The 22,772-nt window shown below is 70.5% G+C and carries 22 protein-coding genes; 6 read left to right on the top strand and 16 right to left on the bottom strand.

All coding sequences use genetic code 11. The annotated features are described in order from the left end of the window. Positions 1–145 precede the first annotated feature (145 nt). The 5 genes from PFX91_RS22155 to PFX91_RS22135 all read right to left on the bottom strand — a co-directional run bounded on the left by PFX91_RS22155 (position 146) and on the right by PFX91_RS22135 (position 4,978). Positions 146–1,225, bottom strand: a complete 1,080-nt coding sequence (locus PFX91_RS22155) for an ABC transporter ATP-binding protein (protein WP_285734907.1) — start codon at positions 1,223–1,225, stop codon at positions 146–148. Continuing rightward, a complete protein-coding gene (locus tag PFX91_RS22150; RefSeq protein WP_285734903.1) occupies positions 1,225–2,007 on the bottom strand; it encodes an ABC transporter permease in 783 nt (260 codons plus the stop codon). Before PFX91_RS22150 ends, PFX91_RS22155 begins: the two co-directional genes overlap by 1 nt. A 47-nt stretch (positions 2,008–2,054) precedes the next feature. Beyond that, a complete protein-coding gene (gene modA / locus PFX91_RS22145; RefSeq protein WP_285734901.1) occupies positions 2,055–2,846 on the bottom strand; it encodes a molybdate ABC transporter substrate-binding protein in 792 nt (263 codons plus the stop codon). Further along, positions 2,839–3,240: a TOBE domain-containing protein gene (locus PFX91_RS22140; protein ID WP_285734899.1), complete on the bottom strand. Its 402-nt coding sequence runs from the start codon at positions 3,238–3,240 to the stop codon at positions 2,839–2,841. Before PFX91_RS22140 ends, modA begins: the two co-directional genes overlap by 8 nt. 124 nt (positions 3,241–3,364) lie before the next feature. Next, positions 3,365–4,978, bottom strand: a complete 1,614-nt coding sequence (locus tag PFX91_RS22135) for a glycoside hydrolase family 10-like protein (RefSeq protein ID WP_285734898.1) — start codon at positions 4,976–4,978, stop codon at positions 3,365–3,367. Positions 4,979–5,295: 317 nt separating this feature from the next. Between PFX91_RS22135 and PFX91_RS22130 the strand changes: the two genes are divergently transcribed. Beyond that, on the top strand, positions 5,296–6,570 hold the full coding sequence (locus PFX91_RS22130) for an isochorismate synthase (RefSeq protein ID WP_285734896.1): 1,275 nt from the start codon (positions 5,296–5,298) through the stop codon (positions 6,568–6,570). 18 nt (positions 6,571–6,588) lie between these two features. On the opposite strand, the gene PFX91_RS22125 is transcribed toward PFX91_RS22130, so the two are convergent. The 6 genes from PFX91_RS22125 to menB form a co-directional block, all read right to left on the bottom strand. Further along, positions 6,589–7,524 carry a polysaccharide deacetylase family protein gene (locus tag PFX91_RS22125; RefSeq protein WP_352231713.1) on the bottom strand — a complete coding sequence of 312 codons (936 nt, stop codon included), beginning with the start codon at positions 7,522–7,524 and terminating at the stop codon, positions 6,589–6,591. Continuing rightward, complete coding sequence (locus PFX91_RS22120; RefSeq protein ID WP_285734894.1) at positions 7,521–8,525, bottom strand: asparaginase; 1,005 nt, start codon at positions 8,523–8,525, stop codon at positions 7,521–7,523. The genes PFX91_RS22125 and PFX91_RS22120 overlap by 4 nt, the downstream gene beginning before the upstream one ends. A 131-nt stretch (positions 8,526–8,656) precedes the next feature. Next, on the bottom strand, positions 8,657–10,681 hold the full coding sequence (locus PFX91_RS22115) for a PhoX family protein (RefSeq protein WP_285734893.1): 2,025 nt from the start codon (positions 10,679–10,681) through the stop codon (positions 8,657–8,659). A 327-nt stretch (positions 10,682–11,008) separates the two neighbouring features. Further along, a complete protein-coding gene (gene menD, locus PFX91_RS22110; protein WP_285734892.1) occupies positions 11,009–12,721 on the bottom strand; it encodes a 2-succinyl-5-enolpyruvyl-6-hydroxy-3-cyclohexene-1-carboxylic-acid synthase in 1,713 nt (570 codons plus the stop codon). 190 nt (positions 12,722–12,911) lie between these two features. Then, entirely contained in the window at positions 12,912–13,895 is a 984-nt protein-coding gene (locus tag PFX91_RS22105) for an o-succinylbenzoate synthase (RefSeq protein ID WP_285734890.1), read from the bottom strand. Next, positions 13,892–14,731, bottom strand: coding sequence for a 1,4-dihydroxy-2-naphthoyl-CoA synthase (gene menB, locus PFX91_RS22100; RefSeq protein ID WP_285734888.1), 840 nt, complete (start codon positions 14,729–14,731; stop codon positions 13,892–13,894). Before menB ends, PFX91_RS22105 begins: the two co-directional genes overlap by 4 nt. 217 nt (positions 14,732–14,948) lie before the next feature. On the opposite strand from menB, the gene PFX91_RS22095 reads away from it, so the two are divergent. The 3 genes from PFX91_RS22095 (at position 14,949) to PFX91_RS22085 (ending at position 18,686) form a co-directional block, all read left to right on the top strand. Next, positions 14,949–16,196, top strand: coding sequence for an AMP-binding protein (locus PFX91_RS22095; protein ID WP_285734886.1), 1,248 nt, complete (start codon positions 14,949–14,951; stop codon positions 16,194–16,196). Between the two features lie 553 nt (positions 16,197–16,749). Continuing rightward, positions 16,750–18,153: a sigma-70 family RNA polymerase sigma factor gene (locus tag PFX91_RS22090; protein ID WP_285734884.1), complete on the top strand. Its 1,404-nt coding sequence runs from the start codon at positions 16,750–16,752 to the stop codon at positions 18,151–18,153. Between the two features lie 179 nt (positions 18,154–18,332). Next, on the top strand, positions 18,333–18,686 hold the full coding sequence (locus PFX91_RS22085) for a hypothetical protein (protein ID WP_285734882.1): 354 nt from the start codon (positions 18,333–18,335) through the stop codon (positions 18,684–18,686). 40 nt (positions 18,687–18,726) lie between these two features. On the opposite strand, the gene PFX91_RS22080 is transcribed toward PFX91_RS22085, so the two are convergent. From PFX91_RS22080 to PFX91_RS22065, 4 genes are all read right to left on the bottom strand, one after another. After that, on the bottom strand, positions 18,727–19,140 hold the full coding sequence (locus PFX91_RS22080; RefSeq protein ID WP_285734880.1) for a hypothetical protein: 414 nt from the start codon (positions 19,138–19,140) through the stop codon (positions 18,727–18,729). Positions 19,141–19,232: 92 nt separating this feature from the next. Continuing rightward, positions 19,233–19,412: a hypothetical protein gene (locus PFX91_RS22075; protein ID WP_285734878.1), complete on the bottom strand. Its 180-nt coding sequence runs from the start codon at positions 19,410–19,412 to the stop codon at positions 19,233–19,235. A 457-nt stretch (positions 19,413–19,869) separates the two neighbouring features. Continuing rightward, positions 19,870–20,232 (bottom strand): GntR family transcriptional regulator, encoded by a 363-nt coding sequence (locus tag PFX91_RS22070; RefSeq protein WP_285734876.1) that lies wholly within the window; start codon positions 20,230–20,232, stop codon positions 19,870–19,872. A 108-nt stretch (positions 20,233–20,340) separates the two neighbouring features. Continuing rightward, positions 20,341–20,724, bottom strand: a complete 384-nt coding sequence (locus PFX91_RS22065) for a hypothetical protein (protein WP_285734874.1) — start codon at positions 20,722–20,724, stop codon at positions 20,341–20,343. A gap of 145 nt (positions 20,725–20,869) precedes the next feature. On the opposite strand from PFX91_RS22065, the gene PFX91_RS22060 reads away from it, so the two are divergent. Beyond that, positions 20,870–21,472 (top strand): TetR/AcrR family transcriptional regulator, encoded by a 603-nt coding sequence (locus PFX91_RS22060; protein WP_285734872.1) that lies wholly within the window; start codon positions 20,870–20,872, stop codon positions 21,470–21,472. 113 nt (positions 21,473–21,585) lie between these two features. Next, positions 21,586–22,371: a sporulation protein gene (locus tag PFX91_RS22055; protein WP_285734871.1), complete on the top strand. Its 786-nt coding sequence runs from the start codon at positions 21,586–21,588 to the stop codon at positions 22,369–22,371. Positions 22,372–22,521: 150 nt separating this feature from the next. On the opposite strand, the gene PFX91_RS22050 is transcribed toward PFX91_RS22055, so the two are convergent. Further along, positions 22,522–22,772 (bottom strand): ABC transporter ATP-binding protein (locus PFX91_RS22050; protein ID WP_502888355.1); only part of this gene is annotated, 251 nt, incomplete at its 5' end.

Below are 22,772 nucleotides of genomic sequence, written 5' to 3'. Positions count from 1 at the left end.
TGTCCTAACAGTCTCCCCAACGCGAGGGGTAGATATCCAGATGTGTACGGTTTTTCCAGTACTGGTTTGATCGTATCCCCGTGGGTAGAGGTAATACCCGCTCTGTCGAGGTCACCTCCTCACAAGGCCCCGCCCCCGGAGGGCCTCACCCCGGATAGCACTCGACCTCGGCGGCCTTGACCTGCGCCCACACCCGGTCGCCGCGGTCCAACCCCAGTTCGGCCAGGGCCGCGGGACTGATGTCGGCGGTCAGGGACGGCCGACCGGTCAGATACAGACGGACCTGGTCGCCGAAGCGTTCGACCCCCTCCACCGTCAGGCGCCACACGTTGCGCGGGCTTCCGTGCGGGCGCCGCGTGTACAGAGCCACCGCGCGTGGTGGGAAGGCCACCAGCACGGGACCGTGGTGGGCCTGGTGCACCTCCACCCGTGCGGGGCCCTCCGGCTCCGTCGGGCCCACGGTGACGGTGGTGCCCTCGGCCGTGCCACGGAAGAGGTTCAGTCCCACCAACCGTGCCACGTACGCGGTGCGCGGTCGCCGGGCCACCTCGGCGGGCGTCCCCTCCTGGACCACTCTGCCCTCCTCGACCACCGCGACGCGGTCGGCGAGCACCATGGCGTCGAGAGGGTCGTGGGTGACCAACACCGTTGCCCCGTCGAAGCCCTCCAGCAGACGCCGCAACCTGGCACGCACGTCCACACGCGTACCGGCGTCCAGGGCGGCCATGGGCTCGTCCATCAACAGCAGGCGCGGGCGCACGGCGAGCGCACGCGCCAGTGCCACTCGCTGGGCCTGCCCACCGGACAGCCGACGCGGCCGGGTGCGGGCGTACTCGGCCAGGTTCATGTGAGCGAGCAGTTCGGCGGCCCGTGCGCGCGCGGCGACCCGGGACAGGCCCCGGCGCCGTGGGCCGAAGGCGACGTTGTCCAGGGCGCTCATGTGCGGGAAGAGCAGGTAGTCCTGAAAGACCACACCGACGGGCCTGTCCTCCACGGGGGTCCTGGTCCGGTCACGGCCGTCCACCCGCACGTGGCCCTCGGTGAGGGGGTCCAGCCCGGCCAGGGCGCGCAGGGCCGAGGACTTCCCCGCCCCGTTGGGACCCAGCAGGGCGAGGATCTCGCCCGGTCGGACCCGCAGGGTCACGTCCAGTGTGAAATCACCTCGGCGCAGGCACAGTCGTGCGTCCAGGGCCGGCTGCGCGTCGGGGTGTTCGGGCGGGGCCATCAGGGGTCGATCCACCTCTCACGCAGGGTGGCCAGGACCACCACGCACACCAGCAACAGCACCAGGCTGAGCACGATGGCCGCCTCCGGGTCACGCTGCATGGCCACGTACACCGCCAGCGGCATCGTCTGCGTGGTGCCGGGGAAGTTCCCCGCGAAGGTGATGGTGGCTCCGAACTCCCCCAGGGCCCGTGCCCAGCACAGGGCGGCTCCCGCGCCGATGCCCGGCAGCACCAAGGGCAGGGTGACATGGGCGAAGACCGCGACCCGGCCGGCGCCCAGGGTGGCGGCGGCCTCCTCGTACCGGCGGTCCGAGCCGCGCAGGGCGCCCTCCACACTGATCACCAGGAACGGCATCGCCACGAAGACCTGGGCCAGGACGACGGCGACGGGGGTGAAGGGGACGGTGATCCCGAACCAGGTGTCCAGGTGGCGGCCCAGGACTCCGTTGCGCCCCAGGACCAGGAGCAGCGCCACCCCTCCCACCACCGGTGGGATCACCAGGGGCACGGTGACCAGGGCGCGCACCAGGCGGCGCCCGGGGAACTCGGCGCGGGCCAGCAGCCAGGCCAACGGCACTCCCAGGAGCAGGGAGACGACGGTGGCCACGGTGGCGGTGGACAGTGACAGCCACAGGGCGGTCAGCACCTCGGGTTCGGTGACGCGATCGCCCATGGTGGACCAGGGGGCGCGCACCAGCAGTCCCGTCAGCGGCAGCACCAGGAAGGCCAGACCGGTGAGCGCGGGCAGGACGAGGATCCACGGGAAACGCCCCCGACGCACACTCCGACCCTCTTCGTTCGAGGGCTGCTCGACGCTCGGACCCCGGGTCACGGCGCACCGAACCCGGCGGCGGTGAGGACCTCCACACCGTCGTCGGAGAGGACCAGGTCCACCCAGGCCGCGGCGAGCACCGGATCCTCGGCTCCGGAGAGGACGGCGATGGGATAGTCGTTGACCGCCTCCTCCGCCTCGGGGAAGTCAAGACCCAGGACGCGCGTTCCGGCCGCGGCGACGTCGGTGGCGTAGACGAGGCCGGCGTCGACCTCGCCGAGTTCGACCTTGGTCAGGACCGCGCGTACGTCCTCCTCATAGGTCACCGGGGTGAGGTCCACGCCCGCGGCCTCCAGGGCGGCGACGGAGGCCGCTCCGCAGGGGACCTCCCGTGCGCACAGGGCGACCGCGACGTCGTCGTCGGCCAGGTCGGCCGGTTCCGTGACCCCGGCGGGGTTGTCCGGGGGGACCGCGATGCGCAGGGTGTTGGTGGCGAAGACGGCTCCTCGTCCTCCGTGTTCCTCGGCCCAGGCGGTGTCCAGTCCTCCTTCCTCGACGACGCGTTCCATGGTGAGGGTGTCGGCGGAGGCGAAGACGTCGGCGGGGGCTCCGGAGTCGATCTGCACGGCCAGGTCGCTGCTACCCGCGAAGTTGAACACCACCTCGGTCCCGGGACGCCGCTCCTCGAACTCCTCCGCGAGGTCGGTGAAGACGTCGGTGAGGGAGGCGGCCGCGAAGACGTGCAGCCGTCCGTCCCGCCCCCGGCCCGCTCCGTCGGCCGTACAGGCACAGACACAGAGGAGCACGGCGGTCAAGGCGCACAGCGACCGGAGAGGGCGCTCACGCATGCTCTCCCCCCACGGTCTCGACGACCACGTTGGTGGACTTGACCACCGCGGTGGCGACGGTGCCCACCTCCAGGCCGAGTTCGTCCGCGGCCTCACGGCTCATCAGGGAGAACACCCGGTGGGGCCCCGCCTGGATCTCCACGCCGGCCATCACGCCGTCCCGGACGACCGCGGTCACCAGTCCACGGAAACGGTTGCGTGCCGAGGAGACCCGGCGGCCGGGGTCCTCGGCGGCTCCCGCCCTCATGAACACGGCCAGGTCGGCCCCGTCGAGCAGGCGCCGCCCGGAGGGGTCGCGGGTGGCGGTCAGGCGTCCGGAGTCGACCCATCGACGGACGGTGTCGGAACTGACGCCCAAAAGTTCGGCGGCCTCACTGATCCGAAAGGTCGGCATGGAATGACCATAGCCCCGCGAGTACCAGGAACAAAGACGTTCTCAGCTTGCAGATTCCGGCTTTTTCTGCTTTTCCTCTGGCTTTCGCGACGAACGACACGGTCCGTCCCGAAGAAGCACCGCGTCAGTGGTGCACGTCGGCGACCTCACTGACGGGCCCCCGGGCCCGGTAGTGGTCCAACGCGGTGACCACATACCCCGCGCCGTCCGGCGGCGGTGCGGTGTCGGTCAGCTCCGTGCGTCCGGTGACCCCCACCAGCTCGTCCGGGGAGATCGCGGCACACCGCGCCTCCTCGGTGTCCGCCCCGTCCGCGAGGGCTTCGGAGGACACCCGGTGGACGGCGTAGAAACGGGCGCCCTCGACGCCCTCCCACGCCACCCGCACACCATCGTCCGCGGCCTGGGCGGTGACACCGGTGACGGCGCCCACCCGTGCGTCCTCGGAGTCGTGGACACGCGGTGGCAGCGCGGGTCGGTTGTAGTGGTCGCGGACCACCTCCGCGTAGGCGTCGGCGGCCTGCCCGCGCAGGCTCTTGAGGGAGAAGTAGATGTCGCCGTCCACCTCGGGCAGGGCGCCCGAGTAGTCCAGTTGGGAGCTGAGCGCGTGTTCGTCCCGCCAGCCCTCCTCGCCCACGCGGTAGGCGGCCTGGCCGATGTACAGATCCACGCCGGTGCCCTCCACCTCCTGGGACCACCAGTCGGCCAGGGCCTCGTAGTCGGCGGCGGCGAAACCCCGTTCCCAGTACAACTGCGGTGCGACGTAGTCGATGGTGCCCTCCCGGATCCAGGTGCGGGTGTCGGCGTGCTGGGCGTCGTAGGACTGTAGCCCCGAGGTGGGCGAACCGCTGGGATCGGTGGTGTCGTTGCGCCAGATGCCGAAGGGGGAGATCCCGAAGCGCACCCAGGGTTTGACCTGGTGGATCCGTTCGTGCACGTCGGCGATGAGCCGGTTCACGTTGTCCCGGCGCCAGTCCGCCCGGTCTTCGAAGTCCCCGCCGTGCTCGGCCCACGTGGCGTCGTCGTCGAACTCCTCCCCCGCCTTGGGGTAGGGGTAGAAGAAGTCGTCGAAGTGCACGCCGTCGATGTCGTAGCGTCCCACCACGTCCAGGATGACGCCGGTCACCCACTCCCGGACCTCGGGATCACCGGGATCGACATAGGCCTCGTCGCCGTAGCTCACCAACCAGTCGGGGTTGCGTCTGACCGGGTGGTCCTCCACCAGGTTCTCCACGTCCGGGTCCTGGAAACCGACCCGGTAGGGGTTGAACCAGGCGTGCAGCTCCAGGCCCCGCTCGTGGGCCCCGGCGACCGCGTGCTCCAGTGGGTCGTATCCGGGATCGCCCCCCTGTTCGCCGGTGAGGTAGCGAGCCCATGGTTCCAGGTCGGAGGCGTAGACCGCGTCCGCGGTGGGTCGTACGTGCAGGAACACGGCGTTGAGACCCATGTCGACGGCGTCGTCGAGGTAGGAGTCGAGTTCGGCCTTCTGCTCGTCGGCGGACAGTCCGGGCTCGGAGGGCCAGTCGATGTTGCGGACGGTGGTCAGCCAGGCTCCGCGCATCCGGCGCCCGTCGTCTCCGTCGTCGCAACGCACGGGAGCGGACTGGCCGTCCCGGCGACCGGGACCGGGCGCGCCGGTGTCCTGGAACGCGCACCCCACGAGCAGGGCGGTGGCCACGACCATCGCCGCCCAGCGGCCCCCGCCTCGCGACGAGGACCGCGTCCGTGCCACGGAGTTCATGAGTCCGGCTCCTTCGAGGGTTCTCGCGCCGTCACCACCGCGGCGTCGCACCGCGCACCAGGTTAGGGGAGGACGTTAATATTCGGGCACGATTCGGACAACCATCGGTCAAGCGGGAACGGCCCGGCCATGGGGAGCACCCCCTCCGATCAACGGATCGTCACATGAACGCCCCCTCTCTATGGCGTTCACCACAAAAGACCTACGTTCTTCTCATATGACACGAACCGGAAGCGGGAATACGTCGTCCCGACGGCCTTTCCAGCGCGGTACGGCCCGGGCACACCCTCCCGGGCGAACTCCTAGACTCTGGGAGCGTGAACGTCGCCCTGAACCCACCCAAGCTGTTCGTCCGCACCATCGCCCTGCACGACCACGCCAGCGGTCTGGTGGACCGGCTCCCCGCCGCTTCCCCGTTGGCGTGGTTGACCGAGGACGAGGGGATCGTGGGATGGGGAGAGGCCGCACGACTGGACCTGGACGGCGCCCCCGCATCGACCGAGCCCACCGACACCACCCGCTTCACCGAGGCGGCCTCCTGGGTGGACGATCTCGTCGGCGACTCCCAGGTCCAGGACGAGGTGGGCCTGCCCGGTACGGGCCTGGTCGCCTTCGGCACGTTCTCCTTCGACCCCGCCTCGGCCGGTTCCGCCCTCGTGGTGCCCCGCATGATCCTGGGACGGCGCGACGGCCGCACCTGGTTGACCACCGTCTCCGACGAACCGGACCCCCTTCCGGTCCCGCCGCTCCCTCCTCTCCAAGAACCGCGGCCCATCGGTCCGCTCACCTGGCGTCAGGGGTCGATGTCGGAGGAGCGGTGGACGGCCACCGTGGCCGACACCGTCGACCGCATCCGCGCGGGCGAACTCGACAAGGCCGTGCTGGCACGCGACTCCTTCGCCGAGGCCGCCTCGCCCATCGACGTGCGCACCCTGCTGGAACGGCTGCGCACACGATTTCCCAGCTGTTTCGCCTTCTGTGTGGACGGCATGGTCGGTGCGACCCCGGAGCTGCTTTTGCGCCGTGAGGGCGACCGGCTCACCTCGCTGGTCCTGGCCGGCACCCGACCGCGCGGAGAGGACCCCGACAGTGACCGGCGCCTGGCCGAGGAGCTGATGTCCTCGGCCAAGGACGTGGACGAGCATCGCATGGCCGTGGACTCCCTGCGCGCCTCGCTGGGCCCGCTCACCGAGGAACTGGACGTGCCCTCCCTGCCCCGCCTGCTCACCCTGCCCAACGTGCAGCACCTGGCCACCCCCGCGCGTGCCCGTCTGTCCCCCGGTGTGTCGGCGCTGGACGCGGTCGCCGCCCTGCACCCCACCGCCGCGGTCGGCGGCACCCCCACCGCCGACGCCATGCGGCTGATCGCGGAGGTGGAGGGCATGGACCGGGGCGGCTACGCCGGCCCGGTGGGGTGGTTGGACGGAGCCGGCAACTCCGAGTGGGGCATCGCCCTGCGCTGCGCCCGTGTCGAGGGAGCGCAAGCCCGCCTGTTCGCCGGATGCGGCATCGTCGCGCAGTCGGACCCGCGGGCCGAGTTGGCCGAGACCGAGTCCAAGTTCCGCGTGATGCGCGAGGCCCTCAGCGACTGAGGCACGTTCGCCGTCGTCTCACGAACGCGGCCTGCGTCGGGCGAAGTCGTCGGCGATCTCGTCGAAGGTGGCCCAACGGACGCCCTCGTGCCCGCTGATGTAGTCCATCAGTCGCTCGTGCATGAGCAGGTTCTGTGGACGCCCCGACACATCGGGGTGCACCGTCATCGTGAAGACCGCGTAGTCGCTCTCCCGGTACACCCAGTCGAACTGGTCCTTCCACTGCTGTTCGAGGTCGCGCGGACCGACGAAGCCGTGGCTGTTGGGGTTGGCCTTGATGAACATCATCGGAGGCAGGTCGTCCAGTTCCCAGGACGCGGGGATCTCGATGAGGTCGGTCTCCTCACCGCGCACGAGCGGCTTCATCCAGGTGTCGGCGGGCCGGTCGTAGTCGATCGGGGTCCAGGAGTCCCCCACCCGGACGTAGTACGGCTCGAAGTCGCGGTGCATCAGCGAGTGGTCGTACTTGATCCCCCGGGAGATCAGCAGCTCGTTGGTGACCTTGGAGAACTCCCACCACGGGGCCACGTAACCGGTCGGTCGCCGTCCGGTGCGCCGCTCGATCAGCTCGACACAGCGGTCGAGGACGGCCTCCTCCTGCTCACGGGTCATCGCGATCGGGTTCTCGTGACTGTAACCATGGACCCCGATCTCGTGCCCGGCCTGGAAACAGGCCTCGAACTCGGTGGGGAAGGTCTCGATGGAGTGGCCCGGCCAGAACCAGGTCGTCCGGACGTCCCTGCGCCGGAACAACTCCAGCATGCGGGGCACGCCCACCTCGCCCGCGAACATGCCCCGCGAGATGTCGCAGGGCGAGTCCTCCCCTCCGTAGGAGCCGAGCCAACCGCCGACGGCGTCGACGTCGACGCCGTACGCGACCAGGATCTCCTTGGCCATGACGCTGTCCCTTCCGTTCTCCTCCGGACCGATGCCGGGTTCGTGAGGTCGTGTCACCGAGCGACGGCTCCGACCTGCTCCAACCAGCGTCGGCAGGTCTCGACCGTGCCGGGGCCGTCCTGGCCGGCCGTGCGGGTCAGGGCCGCCGCGAGCAGCAGACGCGTCTGCCAGGGGGAGAGGTCGCCCGCGGGGATCGCCCCGGCCCGCAGCAGGTCGGCTCCGCCACCGGAGTAGAGCCCGAGCACCGCTCCGGAACCGACACGGCTCGCCACGGCGACGGGGAAGCCCTCGTCGAGCAGCGCCAGACAGGCCTCCGTCACGTCGGGGGCGGTGTTACCGGCGCCGAAACCGGCCACCACCAACCCCCGGGCTCCGCAGGCCAATGCCGCTTCCAGGGCGACGGCGTCCGCGCCCAGGTACTGTCCGATCACGTCCACGCGGGGAAGACGCTCCACGTCGAGGGAGAGGAGCGCGGGGGCGACGGATGGGCGGGCGTGCAGACGGACCCCCGCCTCGTCGACCGTCGCGATGGGGCCGCGCCCGGGCGCGGCGAAGGCGGACAGGGCCAGGGTGTGGACCTTGCGGACCCCCACCACGGGCAGGACCTTGTCGTCGAACACCACGCTCACACCGGTGCCCCTCGCTTCGGAGGAGGCGGCCCAGCGCAGGGCGGAGGCCAGGTTGCGGGGTCCGTCGGGGGCGGTGTCGTCGAAGGGTCTTTGCGCTCCGGTGAAGACCACGGGCACCTCTCCCTCATGGGTCAGCGAGACGAGGAAGGCCGCCTCCTCCATGGAGTCGGTCCCGTGGGTCACGACGATCCCGTCTGCCTCCGCCGAGGCGGCGCGCACCGCGCGTGCCAGGTCCAGGACGTCCTCGGTGGTCGCCGCGAAGCTGACCAGCCGCTTGACGTCCAGTGCCCGGACCCGTACGGCACCGGAGTCCCAGTGGCCTTCGGCCGAACGCAGTAGCGTCTTGGCGTCCACCCCGACGACCCGCCCCGCTTCGGTGGACGTGGTGGCGATGGTCCCACCGGTGCTCAACAGGACGAGATCCGGCACTGCTGCCTCCGTGAAAGGTCGCGCTGACAGGTGTCGCCGCCGTGGGGCGACGGTGACCGTCGGCCCGTTCCCACCCTCGAAGGTGAGGGACGGACCGAGGGTCCCGTTCGCCTCTCGCGGAGGGGCGGCGACTACCCGCCCACCTCACGACCGGCGGTGTGCCAGATGCATACCACGGACGGACGCGGCATGTCCCCGTCGGGCCACGTGCTGGTGGGCTCCTCGAAGGTGCCGCCCTCACCCGGATGCTGCGGTGCCAGGAACACCGTCCTGCCGTCCTTGGTGATGAAGGGGCCGCACGCCTCGGCCCCCACCGGAACGGTGGCGAAGGTCCTCAGTTCTCCTCGGAAGCGGCCCTCGACGGGCATCACGTGCAGACCGTCGTTGATCCCCAGGGCGCCCGGCTGACCGTCGGTGGAGATCCACAGGTTGCCGTCCTTGTCGAAGGTGAGGTTGTCCGGCGCCGAGATCGGCATGACCCTGGACTTGTCGAAGCCCGCGTAGTAGGTGTCCTCGTCCTCGGGGTCGCCGCACACCAGGGGCACGTTCCAGGTGAACCCGGTGGCCGCGGCGTCGTCGCCCTCCTCCACGATCTCCAGGACGTGACCGTGGCGGTTGGGGCCGCGGGGGTTGGGTTCGTCGGCCTGTCCGGGCTCCCGGGCGGAGTTGTTGGTCAGCGCGCAGTAGACCTTGCCGGTGACGGGGCTGGGTTCGAAGTCCTCGGGACGGTCCATCTTGGTGGCGCCCACCGCGTCGGCGGCCAGGCGGGTGTACACCAGGACCTCGGCGACGCCGAACCCGTCGACGAAGCTCTCGGTGTCCGAACACAGAGGGACCCATTCACCGGTCCCGCCGAACTCGCCGTCGGCGGGCAGGGTGCCCGAGCCGTCGATCTCCTCGGCGGGGCTGTCACCGCTCAGGCGGGCCACGTACAGCGTTCCCGTGTCCAGCAGGGTGAGGTTGTGGCGTCGGGAACCTTCGACGTACCTCTTGGCGCTGACGAACTTGTAGATGTAGTCGAAGCGCTCGTCGTCGCCCATGTAGGCGACCACGCGACCGTCCTGGGCCAGGCGCGTGGTGGCGCCCTCGTGTTTGAAGCGGCCGAGCATGGTGCGCTTTCTCGGCTCGGAGTCGGGGTCGAGCGGGTCGATCTCGACGATGTAGCCGAAGCGGTTGGCCTCGTTGGGGTGTCGGGACAGGTCGAAGCGCTCCTCGATCCGGTCCCAGCGGCGGTCGGAGGGGCCCGTGCCCAACCCGTAGCGGGCGCTCTCCTCTGTGGCGGGGGCACCGCCGAAGTACTGGTGGAAGTTCTCCTCCCCGCTGAGGAAGGTGCCCCAGGGGGTCATGCCGCCCGCGCAGTTGTTGAGCATGCCCCTGACCAGGGTCCCGGTGGGGTCCTCCGCGGTCCTGAGCAGTTCGTGTCCGGCGGCGGGCCCGGTCAGGCGCAGGGGGGTGGTGGCGGTGATCCGACGGTTGAAGCGGCGCTCGCCCTCGGACAGCACCCACTTGCCGGTGTCGCCCTCGCGCTCCAGTTCGACGATGCTCCCACCATGGGCGGCCATGGCGATCCTGAGCTGTTCCTCGGTCGCGGAGTCGCCGTCGGTGTAGCCGGGGAACATCAGGTTCTCGTTCGTGTACTCGTGGTTGACCCACATCAGGGCGTGGTCGTCGTCCAGTTGGTGGAAACCGACGTAGTCGCAGTTGTAGCCGAACTGTCGGGACTGGGCCTCGGCGCTCTGGTCGTGGACGTCGAACTCCGGGGCTCCGGGCAGGACGGGGTCGCCCCAGCGGATGATGACGTGATGGTCGTAGCCCTGGGGGACGGTGACCTTGTCGTCGTTGTTGGGCCGGACGGCGACGAAGGTCGGCCGCGGCGCGGGGTGGGGACGTCCCGGGCCGCGGGGGTCGGCGACGGCCTGTCCGAGCGCGGAGAGGCCCAGAGCCCCGGCCCCGGCGGTGACCGCGCCGGCGCGCAACGCCGAGCGGCGGGACAGCACCTTGGCGAGGATGTCACCGAAGTAGGGATTGTCGCTGGTGTTGGGAGCGGGATGGAAGCAGGCGTCACCGCAGCGCAGTCGGCATGTGGCGCGGGAACGACCGCCCCCGACCTGATCGATCAACGGCAGCGGGCGGCGACGGGGCGCGGATCGGGGCACACCTTCTCCTCGGGGATCGTGCTGTGTCCGCGTGCCCCGGCCTGTGCGGGGCGGACCGGAGCGCGCGGTCTGTCCTGTGCGGCGGGTCGTCCCACCGGTCGGTTTCGACCCTGGCCGAGGTTGCACGCGCCCGGGTGAAGCCGGAGTGAACGCCTTGACAACTCCGACCCACCCCACGATCTGACTCTCGGCCATCACAAGGGAGCGCAGAGTCAACGCCCGGGGTGATCATGACCCATCGGCCCCTCCGATTCAAGCGCCACGCCCCAGGCGGCGCCGTCTCGAAGGCCGGCCGGAGCCGGCCTCGTCACGGGTGGTGTGGGCCCTTCAGAGCACCTCGTCCACCGCGGCGTCCACCGCACCCTGTATCCGGCGGCGCAGGGCGGTGCCGTCGGAGCGCCGCGTGCACACCTCGATCAGGCGCAGCCCCTCCCCCAACAGGGCCTTGGGCAGGTCGGTGGCCCATTCCAGACGGGTGTAGGAAAGGTCGGCCATGGCCGCCACCCGCTCCATGGATATGCCGTGCGGTGTGCCGAACACCCTCTCGAAGGCGGGGTGCCCGGCCTGCTCCAGGCCGGAGAAGATACCGCCCCCGTCATTGTTGACCACCACGACCGCCAGGTCCGGACGCGGCTCCTGGGCACCGATGACGAGCCCGTTCTGGTCGTGCAGCACGGCCAGGTCGCCCAGGAGCGCGTAGGCCGCTCCGCCACCGTCCCTCTGGTGGGCCAGCGCGGCACCGATCGCGGTGGAGACCGTCCCGTCGATCCCGCTCACCCCCCTGTTGCCGACCAGCCGCACCCCGCACCTGGCGTGCATGGTGGCGTCCAGGTCGCGGATGGGCATGCTCGATCCGGCGAAGAGCAGGGAACCGGCGGCCACGTGCGCGACCAGGTCGCGGGCCAGACGCGGCTCGCTGAGAGCCTCCTCCTCGTCCAGCACCGCGTCCACCGCGGCGCGTGCCGCCCACTCGGCCCTCCGCCAGGTCCTGGACCAGTCGGTGCTCCTGGGGAAGGCGGAGTCGAGTCCGGCGGGGGGCGAGACGGCGGCCACCACGTCGGTGGCCGTGCGCGCCGGATCGGAGAAGGCGTTGGGCACGCCCGCGGCCGGATCGCCCAAGGCGCCCGCGCTGACCACCACGTGCCGCTCGGCCCTGCGCAGGAACGCCAGGATCTGCCGGGACAGGTTGGGCCGCCCCACGCTCACCACCAGTTCCGGCGCCGGGCCCGAGGCCAGACGCGGGGAGGCCAGCAGGTGTCGGTAGGTGGAGATCGCGCCCGCGCGGCGGGCGTTGGAGGTGGGCTCCGCCAACAGGGGCCACCCCGTCAGCTCGGCCAGTGTCAGGAACGGCGCGGGATCGTAGTCGCCGTCACCGCACACGATGACGCCGCGTTCGACGTCGGGCAACGAGAACGGGGCGGGTGCGGTGAACGGGCCGGGCCGTGCGGTCCAGGGGCCTCCCCCACCGCGCCCCTCCAGCGACTCGGGCCAGGGGCCGGTGTCGACGTCGGGGGTGAGCGGATCGCGAAAGGCCAGATTGAGGTGGACCGGGCCCGGACGCCCGCCCATCGCCGAGGCCCACGCCCGGCAGGCGAGCGACCGCCAGTAGGCGACCATCCCGGGCACCGGGTCGGGCGTGCCGACCTCGGTGAACATGCGCACCGCTCCGCCGTACAGTCCGATCTGGTCCACGGTCTGGTTGGCTCCCGTACCACGGAGCTCCGGGGGCCGGTCGGCGGTCAGTACCAGCAACGGCACCCCGCTCTCGTCGGCCTCCAACACCGCGGGGTGGAAGTTGGCGGCGGCCGTACCGGAGGTGCACACCACCGCGACCGGGCGTCGGGAGACCCGGGCCAGCCCGAGGGCGAGGAAGGAGGCCGAGCGCTCGTCGATGCGCACGTGCACCCTGACGTCGGGGTGGGCGACCAGGGCCAGGGCCAGGGGCGTCGAGCGCGAACCCGGCGCGACGACGGCCTCGGCCAGACCGCAGCGGACCAGTTCGTCGACCAGGATCCGAGCCAGAGCGGTAGACGGGTTCATCAATTCTCTCGATCGTCTCAATATGTACCAAGTATCACCATGTGGACTCGGCCCCTACAGTCAACCCCCACTCGACGTGCGAAGCGAACGCGCCCCCGTGTCACCCCTGACACATTCGCGCCCCGAGATCACCGCGTCGGCCTCTCCGGCCGGGCGCCCGTCCTCACCGCCCGACCTCGACGCGGTCCGCTCATCCGGTGCCCAGGGCCCCGTCCGCCGCGTTCCGGGCGGCCGCGGCGCGCTCCCGCCACGCGGTGGGGTCGACCTCCACCGCGCGCAGACGACGTTCGTCCACCTCCACCGGACGCACCGGCAGGAATCCCCGCTCGGGCGACAGGGGCTCGTCGGTGACGTCGGCGGTCAGCATCTGCATGGTGGCCAGTCCGCAGGCGTAGGGCAGCTCCGGCAGGGCGGCGGCCAGGGCCACCCCCGCGGCCAGGCCGACCGAGGTCTCCACCGCGCTGGAGACCACCACGGGCAGGCCGCACGCCTCGGCCACGCGCAGCGCGGCACGCACCCCGCCCAACGGTTGGACCTTGAGAACGACGATGTCGGCGGCGTCGGCGGCGCGCACCTTCAGCGGGTCCTCGGCCCTGCGGATCGACTCGTCGGCGGCCACCGGCACCTGGACACGGCGGCGCACGGCGGCGAGTTCGTCCAGTGTCGCGCAGGGCTGTTCGACGTACTCCAGGTCGAACCGGTCCAGGGCGCGCACCATATGCACGGCGGTGTCGACGTCCCAGGCGCCGTTGGCGTCCACCCGAACCCTGCCCGAGGGGCCCAGGGCGTCGCGGACCGCCTCCACACGTGCCAGGTCCTCGGCCGGGTCCTGCCCGGGCTCGGCCACCTTGACCTTGGCCGTGGCGCACCCGCCCGCGGAGACGATCGCGTGGGCGCGTTCGGGGGCCACGGCGGGAACGGTCACGTTGACCGGGACCCGGTCGCGCACGGGTGCGGGCCAGCCCTGGTGGGCGGCCTCGTGGCAGGCCGCCCACCAGCGGGAACACTCACGCGGCCCGTACTCGGCGAAGGGTGAGAACTCGCCCCACCCGACGGGGCCGCGCACGAGCATGCCCTCACGGACGGTGATACCGCGGAAACGGTTGCGCAGGCCTATGGCGAACGCGCGCCCGGAGGCGGAGGCCTCCGCGGTGTCGGGGTCGGAGCCCCTCACGGTCGGCGCGGGAACTTGTCGAACTCCGGGCGGCGCTTCTCCTTGAAGGCGTCGCGGCCCTCCTGCGCCTCCTCGCTCATGTAGTAGAGCATCGTGGCGTCACCGGCGAACTGCTGCATACCCGCCGCGCCGTCGCTGACCGCGTTGATGGCGCCCTTGAGCATGCGCAGGGCCAGAGGGGACTTCTCCAGCATCTCGCGCGCCCAGGACACGGTCTCCTTCTCCAGGTCCGCCAGCGGCACGACGGTGTTGACCAGGCCCATGTCCAGGGCCTCCTGGGCGTCGTACTGGCGGCACAGGTACCAGATCTCGCGGGCCTTCTTCAGGCCGACGGTCTGGGCGAGCAACCAGGAGCCGTATCCGCCGTCGAAGGAACCGACCTTGGGCCCGGTCTGCCCGAACTTGGCGTTGTCGGCGGCGATGGTCAGGTCGCAGCACACGTGGAGCACGTGGCCGCCTCCGACGCACCAGCCCGCGACCATGGCGATGACGGGCTTGGGCGTACGACGGATCTGCACCTGAAGGTCGAGCACGTTGAGGCGACCGATGCCCTGGCGGGCCACCGCGTCATCGCCCATGTAGCCGTCCTCGCCGCGGATCTTCTGGTCGCCACCGGAGCAGAAGGCCTGGTCCCCGGCACCGGTGAGGATGATCACGCCGACCTCGGAGTCGTCGCGGGCGAGGTTGAAGGCGTCCTGTAGTTCGAACAGCGTCTGGGGACGAAAGGCGTTGTGCCGTTCGGGGCGGTTGATCGTGATCTTGGCGATGCCCTCCGCGGTCTCGTAGATGATGTCGGAATATTCGCCCGACCGCTGCCAGTCGATCACGCTGCTCACGGCTACTACTTCTCCTCACGGGGACACTGGGGACGGAGTGGACGTGGACCACGTCCAAGCGCCAACCCTACGCATTGTGCCAGGCGAACCGGGACACGCGGGCCCGCCCCCGCCGCAGCACGACGCCCGGCCGCGTGAAGACCCGTACCCCTCACAGGCGGGAGCGACCCCGTGGTCCAAGGGCGGGCTCCCCGCCCATGGGCGTACCCTGTCGGTCGTGGTACGTGAACGTGGGTTCGACGGGGAGGGGACGCGCCCGCGGGACGGTCGTCCCTTGCAGGCGGTGCACGGGCTGGCCCCCGAACGTCTGGAAGAGCTGCTGGCCCAGACCCTGGACGGGAACGGTCCGGCACTACTGCCGGTCCCTGCGGGGACACCGCGGAGCCGTGTGCGCGAACTGCTCGCCACGATGCGCCCCTCCTCCGTGCGCACCGTGGACGGTGTCACCCGACTCGACGGCGGTGTCCCCGCGCGCGCGGACACCGCTCTGGTCATCACCACCTCCGGCTCCACGGGCGTCCCCAAGGGGGTGGAGCTGTCCGCGTCCGCGCTGCGGTCCTCGGCGCGGGCCTCGGTGGCACGGATCGGCGCCGCCTCCGGGGACGCCTGGCTGTGCGTACTGCCCGCCGGGCACATCTCCGGTATCCAGGTGATGATCCGCGCGCTGACCATGGGGACCCGGGCGGTGCACGCGGCCTTCTCCACGGACACGATGGCGGAACTGATCGAGGACCTGCGCCCGCACGTGTCCTTGGTCCCCACCCAGCTTCGACGCCTGCTGGCGGCCGGAACCGACCTGTCGCCACTGCGTACCGTCCTGTTGGGCGGAGCCGCCGCCGAGCCGGCCCTGCTCCAGGCGGCCCGCGAGTCCGTCCGGGTCACGACCACCTACGGCATGAGCGAGACCTGCGGCGGCTGCGTCTACGACGGCGTTCCACTGGAGGGGGTGCGCGTGCGTGTGGACTCGCCGACCCCCGGGGAACCGGGACGCGTCCTCCTGGCGGGGCCGGTGTTGTCGAGCGGTTACCGGCTCGCACCCGGTGCCCGGGAGGACCCGGACGCGCTGACCCTCGACGAGGAGGGCGTCCGGTGGCTGCGCACCAATGACCTGGGACGCCTGGGGGAGGACGGGCGCCTGCACGTACTCGGACGTGTGGACGAGGTGATCAACACCGGTGGCCACAAGGTGGTGCCCGGCCAGGTCAACGCCTTGCTGTTGGAGCATCCCGCGGTGGCCGACTCGGTGGTGGTGGGGCGCCCGGACCCGGAGTGGGGCGAGCGGGTCAGCGCCGTCGTGGTGCCTGTCGACCGGGACGCTCCACCCTCACTGGAGCGGTTGCGCGCCTGGGTGGGTGAGAGGCTGCCCTCCTACGCGGCACCGCGTGAACTGGAGGTACGCGACTTCCTGCCGCTGCTGGCCTCCGGCAAACCCGACCTGGTGGCGCTGCGAGGTCGGAGCGTCTGAACCCGGCGGCCCGGGGAACCGTTCACCGAACGACCCTCCACGACCGCGCCTTGGAGGGTTCGGAGTACCCGTGTGCTCCCCGCCCATGGGACCCTTGGCGCGTCGGCCACTGCGAACCCCGGGGAGACCTGGGACGGTCGTTGTGTCCGACCACCCCCGTCGCATGCCCGCACCACGCGGCCGGCGGCGCTCACGCTCGGGCAAAAGGTGAGGAACTTCCCAAAGCTGCCCGGCGTCTACCTGAGTATCCGCTCCTTCGGCCCCTCTCCCGAGGAGGTGCAGTTGGCGACAGCCATCGGTCCACTCGCACGTGTCCCCACGCCCTCCCCTCCGGCGGGCCCGGCACCGTTCCCCCACCGCCTTCGAGCATGTTCCAATACCTTCTGCCGGCCGCGATTGGCCACTTCAGACACAGTGATCCCTGACACATCCGCTGATATCCAATCGAGACAGGGAACATTTGACTCTCCGACACGTTGGACATATTGGCGCCCCGGTCGGCGGAGGACATCCGCCGCGCGCCCTACGCCTTGGAAGGGAGGGAGGTGCCCAGATGATGAGCACTGCCCCGGCCGCTTCGGCCTCCACCGCCGAAGTCCCCGCTGACACCGCGCGAAGCGACGACACCACGGCGGAAGCGATCCTGGCCGAGCTGCTCACCCGCGGACGCGCCCAGGGACACCTGTCCCTCTCCGAACTGCGTACCGCTTTCTCCCAGGCCGGAGTCTCCACTGGCGACGGCCGATCCATCCTGCGTGAACTCACCGAGAACGGGGTCCGGCTCGCCAACGGGGGCGACGACTCCACGCCGGTGGCCGACCCTGACGCCGAGGACGACGTGCTGGAAGACACTCTCACCACGGTGCCCGACACCGACGAGGCACCCAAGGCCCAAGGCAGGGCCACGACGCGCAAGGGCCCTTCCTCCCGGAGGAAGACCCGCTCCACGCGACGCACCAAGAAGACCGAGACCACCCAGGTCACCACCGATCCCGAGACCGGCGAGGCCGACCTCGACGACCAGTCTCCCGCGATGGGCGACTCGGTCCACACCTACCTCAAGGCCATCGGGCGCCGCCAACTGCTCACCGCCGAGCAGGAGGTCGACCTGGCCAAGCGGGTCGAGGCCGGGCTCTACGCCGAGTACCGCCTCGGTCTGCACGGCGAGGTCGACGGCTCCGTCCCCATGGCCGAGGCCGAGATCGAGGAACTGGAGTGGGTCGCCGAGGACGGTCGCAAGGCCAAGTCCCACATGTTGGAGGCCAACCTGCGCCTGGTGGTGTCGGTGGCCAAGAAGTACAGCGACCGGGGGATGTCGCTGCTCGACGTGGTCCAGGAGGGCAACCTCGGCCTGATCCGGGCCGTGGAGAAGTTCGACTACGCCAAGGGCTTCAAGTTCTCCACCTACGCCATGTGGTGGATCCGCCAGGCCATCCAGCGCGGCTTCGCCGACTCCGCCCGCACCATCCGTCTGCCGGTGCACGTCCTGGAACTGCTGAGCAAGGTCAGCCGTCTGGAGCGCGACATGCACCAGGCGCTGGGGCGCGAGCCCACCCCGGAGGAGCTGGCGCTGGAGCTGGGCAAGACCCCGGCCCAGATCGAGGAGCTGCTGCGGGTCACCCGTCAGCCCATCAGTCTGGACTCCACCATCGGCGAGGACGGCGAGACCCGTATCGGCGACCTGATCGAGGACGTGGACGCCTCGGAGGCCTCCGAGGTGGTGGACCGCCAGCTCATGGCCGACCAGCTGCGTAACGCGTTGTCGGACCTGGAGCCGCGTGAGGCCACGATCATGTCCTTGCGCTTCGGTCTGATGGACGGACGTCCGCGCACCCTGGACGAGATCGGCAAGCACCTGGGCCTGACCCGTGAGCGCATCCGGCAGCTGGAGAAGCAGTCGTTGGCCAAACTGCGTCACCCCAGCCGCGCCCAGCAGCTGCTGGACTTCGCCAGCTGACGACCAGAGGACGTGTCCGGCCCACACGGGGGCCGGCCGGACCGCACGGCTCGGGGCCGCCCCGGTGGGGCGGCCCCGAGCCGTCTTCGACCTTGCCCCCTTTCGGGGCGAACCCTGAACTGTCCCTGATATCGCTTCCTTCGTCACGTCAAGGCACGCGGTGGTGCGAAGATGATGGGATGACGAAGAGTTCTCCGCACCAGGGGGACGAGATCGCCGCCGCACTGCGCGCCGGTCGTGAGCTCGGCCCCGAGTACGACGAGGCCGTGGCCTCATCCTTGATCGAACGGATCGACGACACCATCGCCGAGAGGGTCCGCCACCACCTGGCGGAGCAGCGGGTCGAGACCGCTCGGACCAGGCCGGGCGTCCCCTCCAACACCGTGCGCTTCGTGCTCTCCCTGGTGTGCCTGGGCGTGAGCGTCCCCATCACCGCCATCACCGCGGCCATGGCCGGTGCCGGCGCCCTGCCGCTGGTGTGGCTGGGACTGATCCTGTTCTACGTCGTCTCGATCATCGGGCTACGCCGCTGACGGAGGCAGGGGCCCTCCACGCCCCTCCTCCACCCCTGTCTCAGTAACCACAGGCGGCCAGGATCAGGTCGTGGGTCTCGGCCGTCCAGCCGATCGCATCCTCCAGGCCGATCTCGTCCCCCACGTTCAGCTGCACCAGCACCTCGTCGATCGCGTCGGCCCGCTCCCCCGCGTCCGCCCGGACCTCTCCACGGGAGAGCTCCTCCAGGTACTCCACATTGGCCAGGTGCGTCTCCAACCGGTCGGCGTGCTCGTCCTGGTAGGGCACACCGTCGACGAGGAGATCGGTGTAGATCGACTCCGCCGCCAACTCGACCGCGGAGATCTCGGCGTGGATCTCGGCGCACACCGCCTCGATCTCCGCCTTGTTTCCGGAACAACCGCTCAACACCAGGGGTAGGGCCAAGGCCGCCACGATGAGGTGAGCGCGCTGGGGGGAACGGTGATGGGACACGGACTGTGCTCGTTTCTCGAAGCGGATCGGGAAGAACGTCCTTGGGGCGGACGGCGGCGAGGACGCAAGGACCGTCCTCCCCCTCGGAGGACTCAAAGCACCAGGGCGACCAGCAGCAGCAGGATGAGCACGCCGACCACCAGCAGGCACCCCAACAGCGTGGCGACGGAACTTCCGCGGCGTCGGTAGCCGCCCGTACGGTAGTGATCGTGACGATAGTGCTGATGACCGCCGTACCAGGTGCGACGGGTCGAGGTCCGGCCGGTCCGCATCGAGGGCCGTGCGGGACGCGAGGAACGAAAAGACGGACGGGCGCTACGACCCGACCTCGACTCGAAACCCCCCGCACCCGAACGGAAGGCGGACCCTCCTCCCCTGGAGGGGAAACCTCCGCCCCTTCGTGAGGCACCGCTGCTCCTGGACACGTTGCCGCCACGGGACGCGCCCGCGCCGCGGGAGCCGCCACGGGGGGTGCCTCCGCTGCTACGGAACCCTCCTCCGCCTCGTGAGGCACCACCGCCGCGGGAACCACCGGAACGCCTTCCAGGACGTCCGCCGGAACGTCCGCCACTGGCTTTTCTGCTCATCGGCCTCTCCTTCCCTGCTCGGAACCGTCGAGGTGACGATGCCCTCGACGGTAACCGGAGAAGGAGACGAGCAGGTCACGAAGCGGTGTCCCGGCCGATAGCGGTCAGGGAGGGAACCGGAACGCCCTCCGCGACGTCCGCCTCAACCCCTCAGGGCCGCGCGCAGGATCTCCACGGCCTCTTCGTGGTCCAGGCCCACCCGAGAGATGACCTCGGCGTAGGCGCGCGCGGCGGCCAAGGCCTCGGCCCGTTGGTCGTCACCGCCCGCCGCGATGAAGGTGCCCGAGCGTCCTCGTGTCTCCACCACCCCGGCCTGTTCCAGTTCACGGTAGGCACGGGCCACCGTGTTCACCGCCACCGAGAGCTCCGCGGCCAGCGCGCGAACGGTCGGCAACCGGTAACCCACCGGAAGCTCACCGTTGGCGGCCGCGATCGCCACGATCGACCTGATCTGTTCGTAGGGCGGTACCTTCGACGTCGGATCGATGCGGATGAAATCCGCCATCTGTTATGCGCTCCCCACCGTCGCCTGCTGCGGTGCCCGGCCCCGACCGGGCCGGACACCAACCTACCGTGTGCCTGACACGACGAGGCTTCGGCCGGGGCCCAGTGCTCACGCCGGCTGTCGGGGCGCCCTTGCCATGCCGTGCAGACGGTGGGCCTCACGTGCGGTGAGCAGTTGCTCGGCGACGTGGGTGGCCTCCCGAACCTCCGGGCGTGCCAGCCTCTTACGCCGATGGATCCGGTCCTCGTACCCCTTGGGCCCCACCAGTGTCCGCTGCCGGGCATAGGCGGCCCGCATCGCCTCGGTCAGCGCCCGGTCCAACTCCACGCCCCGCTGGTACAGCTCCTCCACCGGCGCGTCCTCCGCCCGCGCCCGGTCCAGCGTCTCCTGCGCCTCGGCCACTTCCCCGAGGAGTTCGGGCAGCTTCTCGGCCAGTTCCCGATCGGCCTCCAGGCTCCGCCGCGCCTGTGTCGTGCTCTGTTCAGCAACCATGTTGTGCGCTCCGTACACGCGAACCGTCAGTCGGGGCCACTCTAGAGGTGGCCGAGATCATAGGGCGACCCGGGCCGCGCGTCGGTGGTGGTCACCGACCCTCGGATCTGCCACCTTTACGGCGCACACCCCCGAAAGGAACACCGTGAGCAGGAACTACGCAGGGCTCAGCCGTGAACGCATCATCCTCGAAGCGCTTCACATCATCGCCGGACGCGGGCTCGGCGGCCTGTCCATGCGCCGCCTGGGCGACGCCTTGGAGGTGGAGGCCATGGCCATCTACCACCACTTCCCCCTCGGCAAGGAACAGCTGTTCAACGCCATCGCCGCCTACGTGGCCTCCCCCGCACCGCACGGCACCGTCCCCGGTGAGGACGCGGAGGAGGTCGACGTCCAAGAGTCCGAGGAGTCCGAGGACACCCGCCCCTGGGACGTACGCCTGACCGACTGGGCACACGCCTACCGGGCCCGGTTGCTGGAGTACTCGGGGGCGCTGTCCCTTCTGGTCCACCGGGCGCCGCACACCCCCAGCACCGCCGCCACGCGCGCCCTGCTGCACCGTGCGTTCACCGAGGCCGGCCTGCGCGGGGACGACGTGGAACGCGCCGCGGACGCCGTGCACGCCTACTGTGTCGGCGCCGTCGTACACCAGGTCCGCCACCAGGACGAGGAGGAGGCCCCCGAGGCCGCCGAGGCCGAGGCGCGCTTCACCTTCGGGCTGCGCGCCCTGCTGCGCGGACTCCTCTGAATCCGAGGGGAACCAGGAACCCGTTCGCGGCGTCCTTCCTACAGGTGCCCCGTTTCCCCCTTTTTCCGTCCTCCGGCCACGGCACCGCCGGACCTTCCTCAGAAAGCCCTTCCATGGTTCTCAAGCGCCTGCTCGCCGGTATCGGATTCGGCGGAGCCTCGGTGGAAACCTCTCTCGCCTCCCCCGTGACCACGCCGGGCGGCTCCCTTCGGGGCACCGTCGTCATCGAGGCCGGTGACGTCGAGCAGCGGGTCGAACAGCTCACCGTGGGACTACAGGCCCGGGTCGAGACCGAGATCGGGGATCATGAGGTCAACAGCGACATGGAGTTCCATCGTGTGCGTCTGGGCGACGCCGTGGTCCTGTCGCCCGGTCAGCGTTTCCAGGTGCCCTTCGATCTCTTCGTTCCCTGGGAGACGCCCATCACGGTTCACCGCGGCCGTCACCTGCACCCCATGAGGCTCGGTGTGAACACCCGCCTGCACGTGGCGGGAGCGGTGGATCCCGGCGACCTCGACCCCGTGGCCGTCGAGCCGCTGCCCTCCCAGGCCGCGGTCCTGGACTCGCTGTTCTCCCTCGGCTTCACCTTCAAACACGCCGACCTGGAGCGGGGCCGCATCAACCGCACCCGACAGCGCCTGCCGTTCTACCAGGAGATCGAGTTCCGCTCGCCCAGGCGCTACCGGGGTCTGGAGGAGCTGGAGCTGTCGATGGTCACCGACGAACACGGTATGGACGTGGTGCTGGAGCTGGACAAGAAGCCGGGGCTGCTCTTCTCCGAAGGACGCGACACCTACCACCGCTTCAGCGTCGGTCACGCCGAGGGAGCCGGACGCGACTGGTCGGGGCACCTGCACCAGTGGATCGACTCGCTGGCCGGCCGTAGGGGTCTGTTCTGATCCTTGGAACCGACGCGGTCGGAGAAGTCTCCTTCCGCACCCGTCCAGGCGGCGGAGCGCCGCCTGGACCCGCACGGTCGTCCGTGGGGCCCGAGGAGGGCGAGGCCGGGTGGTCGCGCTGCGACCTTGCAGGGGAGGAGGGGACTTCGCCTATGCGCGGGCGCGTCGGCGTTGGGCGCGTAGGTGTCGGGCCTGGTCCGGATCCAACACCGGCGCGGCCGTCAACAACCCCCGCGTGTACTCACTACGCGGATTCTCATACACCGCGTCGCTGTCGCCCATCTCCACGATCTGCCCCTGACGCATCACCGCCACCCGATCACTGACCTGCCGCACCACCGCCAGATCATGCGCCACGAAGATATAGGTCAACCCGAAATCGTCCTGCAACTCCGACAACA

It is taken from the genome of Nocardiopsis sp. ATB16-24, from assembly GCF_030271535.1.
Classification (GTDB): domain Bacteria; phylum Actinomycetota; class Actinomycetes; order Streptosporangiales; family Streptosporangiaceae; genus Nocardiopsis.
This window is presented reverse-complemented; position numbering and strand designations above follow the sequence as displayed.

Bases quoted from the DNA above. Each gene is read 5' to 3' on its own strand.
- PFX91_RS22155 (WP_285734907.1), bottom strand. From the start codon at position 1,225: ATGGCCCCGCCCGAACACCCCGACGCGCAGCCGGCCCTGGACGCACGA.
- modA (WP_285734901.1), bottom strand. From the start codon at position 2,846: ATGCGTGAGCGCCCTCTCCGGTCGCTGTGCGCCTTGACCGCCGTGCTC.
- PFX91_RS22140 (WP_285734899.1), bottom strand. From the start codon at position 3,240: ATGCCGACCTTTCGGATCAGTGAGGCCGCCGAACTTTTGGGCGTCAGT.
- PFX91_RS22135 (WP_285734898.1), bottom strand. From the start codon at position 4,978: ATGAACTCCGTGGCACGGACGCGGTCCTCGTCGCGAGGCGGGGGCCGC.
- menD (WP_285734892.1), bottom strand. From the start codon at position 12,721: ATGAACCCGTCTACCGCTCTGGCTCGGATCCTGGTCGACGAACTGGTC.
- PFX91_RS22090 (WP_285734884.1), top strand. From the start codon at position 16,750: ATGATGAGCACTGCCCCGGCCGCTTCGGCCTCCACCGCCGAAGTCCCC.
- PFX91_RS22085 (WP_285734882.1), top strand. From the start codon at position 18,333: ATGACGAAGAGTTCTCCGCACCAGGGGGACGAGATCGCCGCCGCACTG.
- PFX91_RS22075 (WP_285734878.1), bottom strand. From the start codon at position 19,412: ATGCGGACCGGCCGGACCTCGACCCGTCGCACCTGGTACGGCGGTCAT.
- PFX91_RS22070 (WP_285734876.1), bottom strand. From the start codon at position 20,232: ATGGCGGATTTCATCCGCATCGATCCGACGTCGAAGGTACCGCCCTAC.
- PFX91_RS22065 (WP_285734874.1), bottom strand. From the start codon at position 20,724: ATGGTTGCTGAACAGAGCACGACACAGGCGCGGCGGAGCCTGGAGGCC.
- PFX91_RS22055 (WP_285734871.1), top strand. From the start codon at position 21,586: ATGGTTCTCAAGCGCCTGCTCGCCGGTATCGGATTCGGCGGAGCCTCG.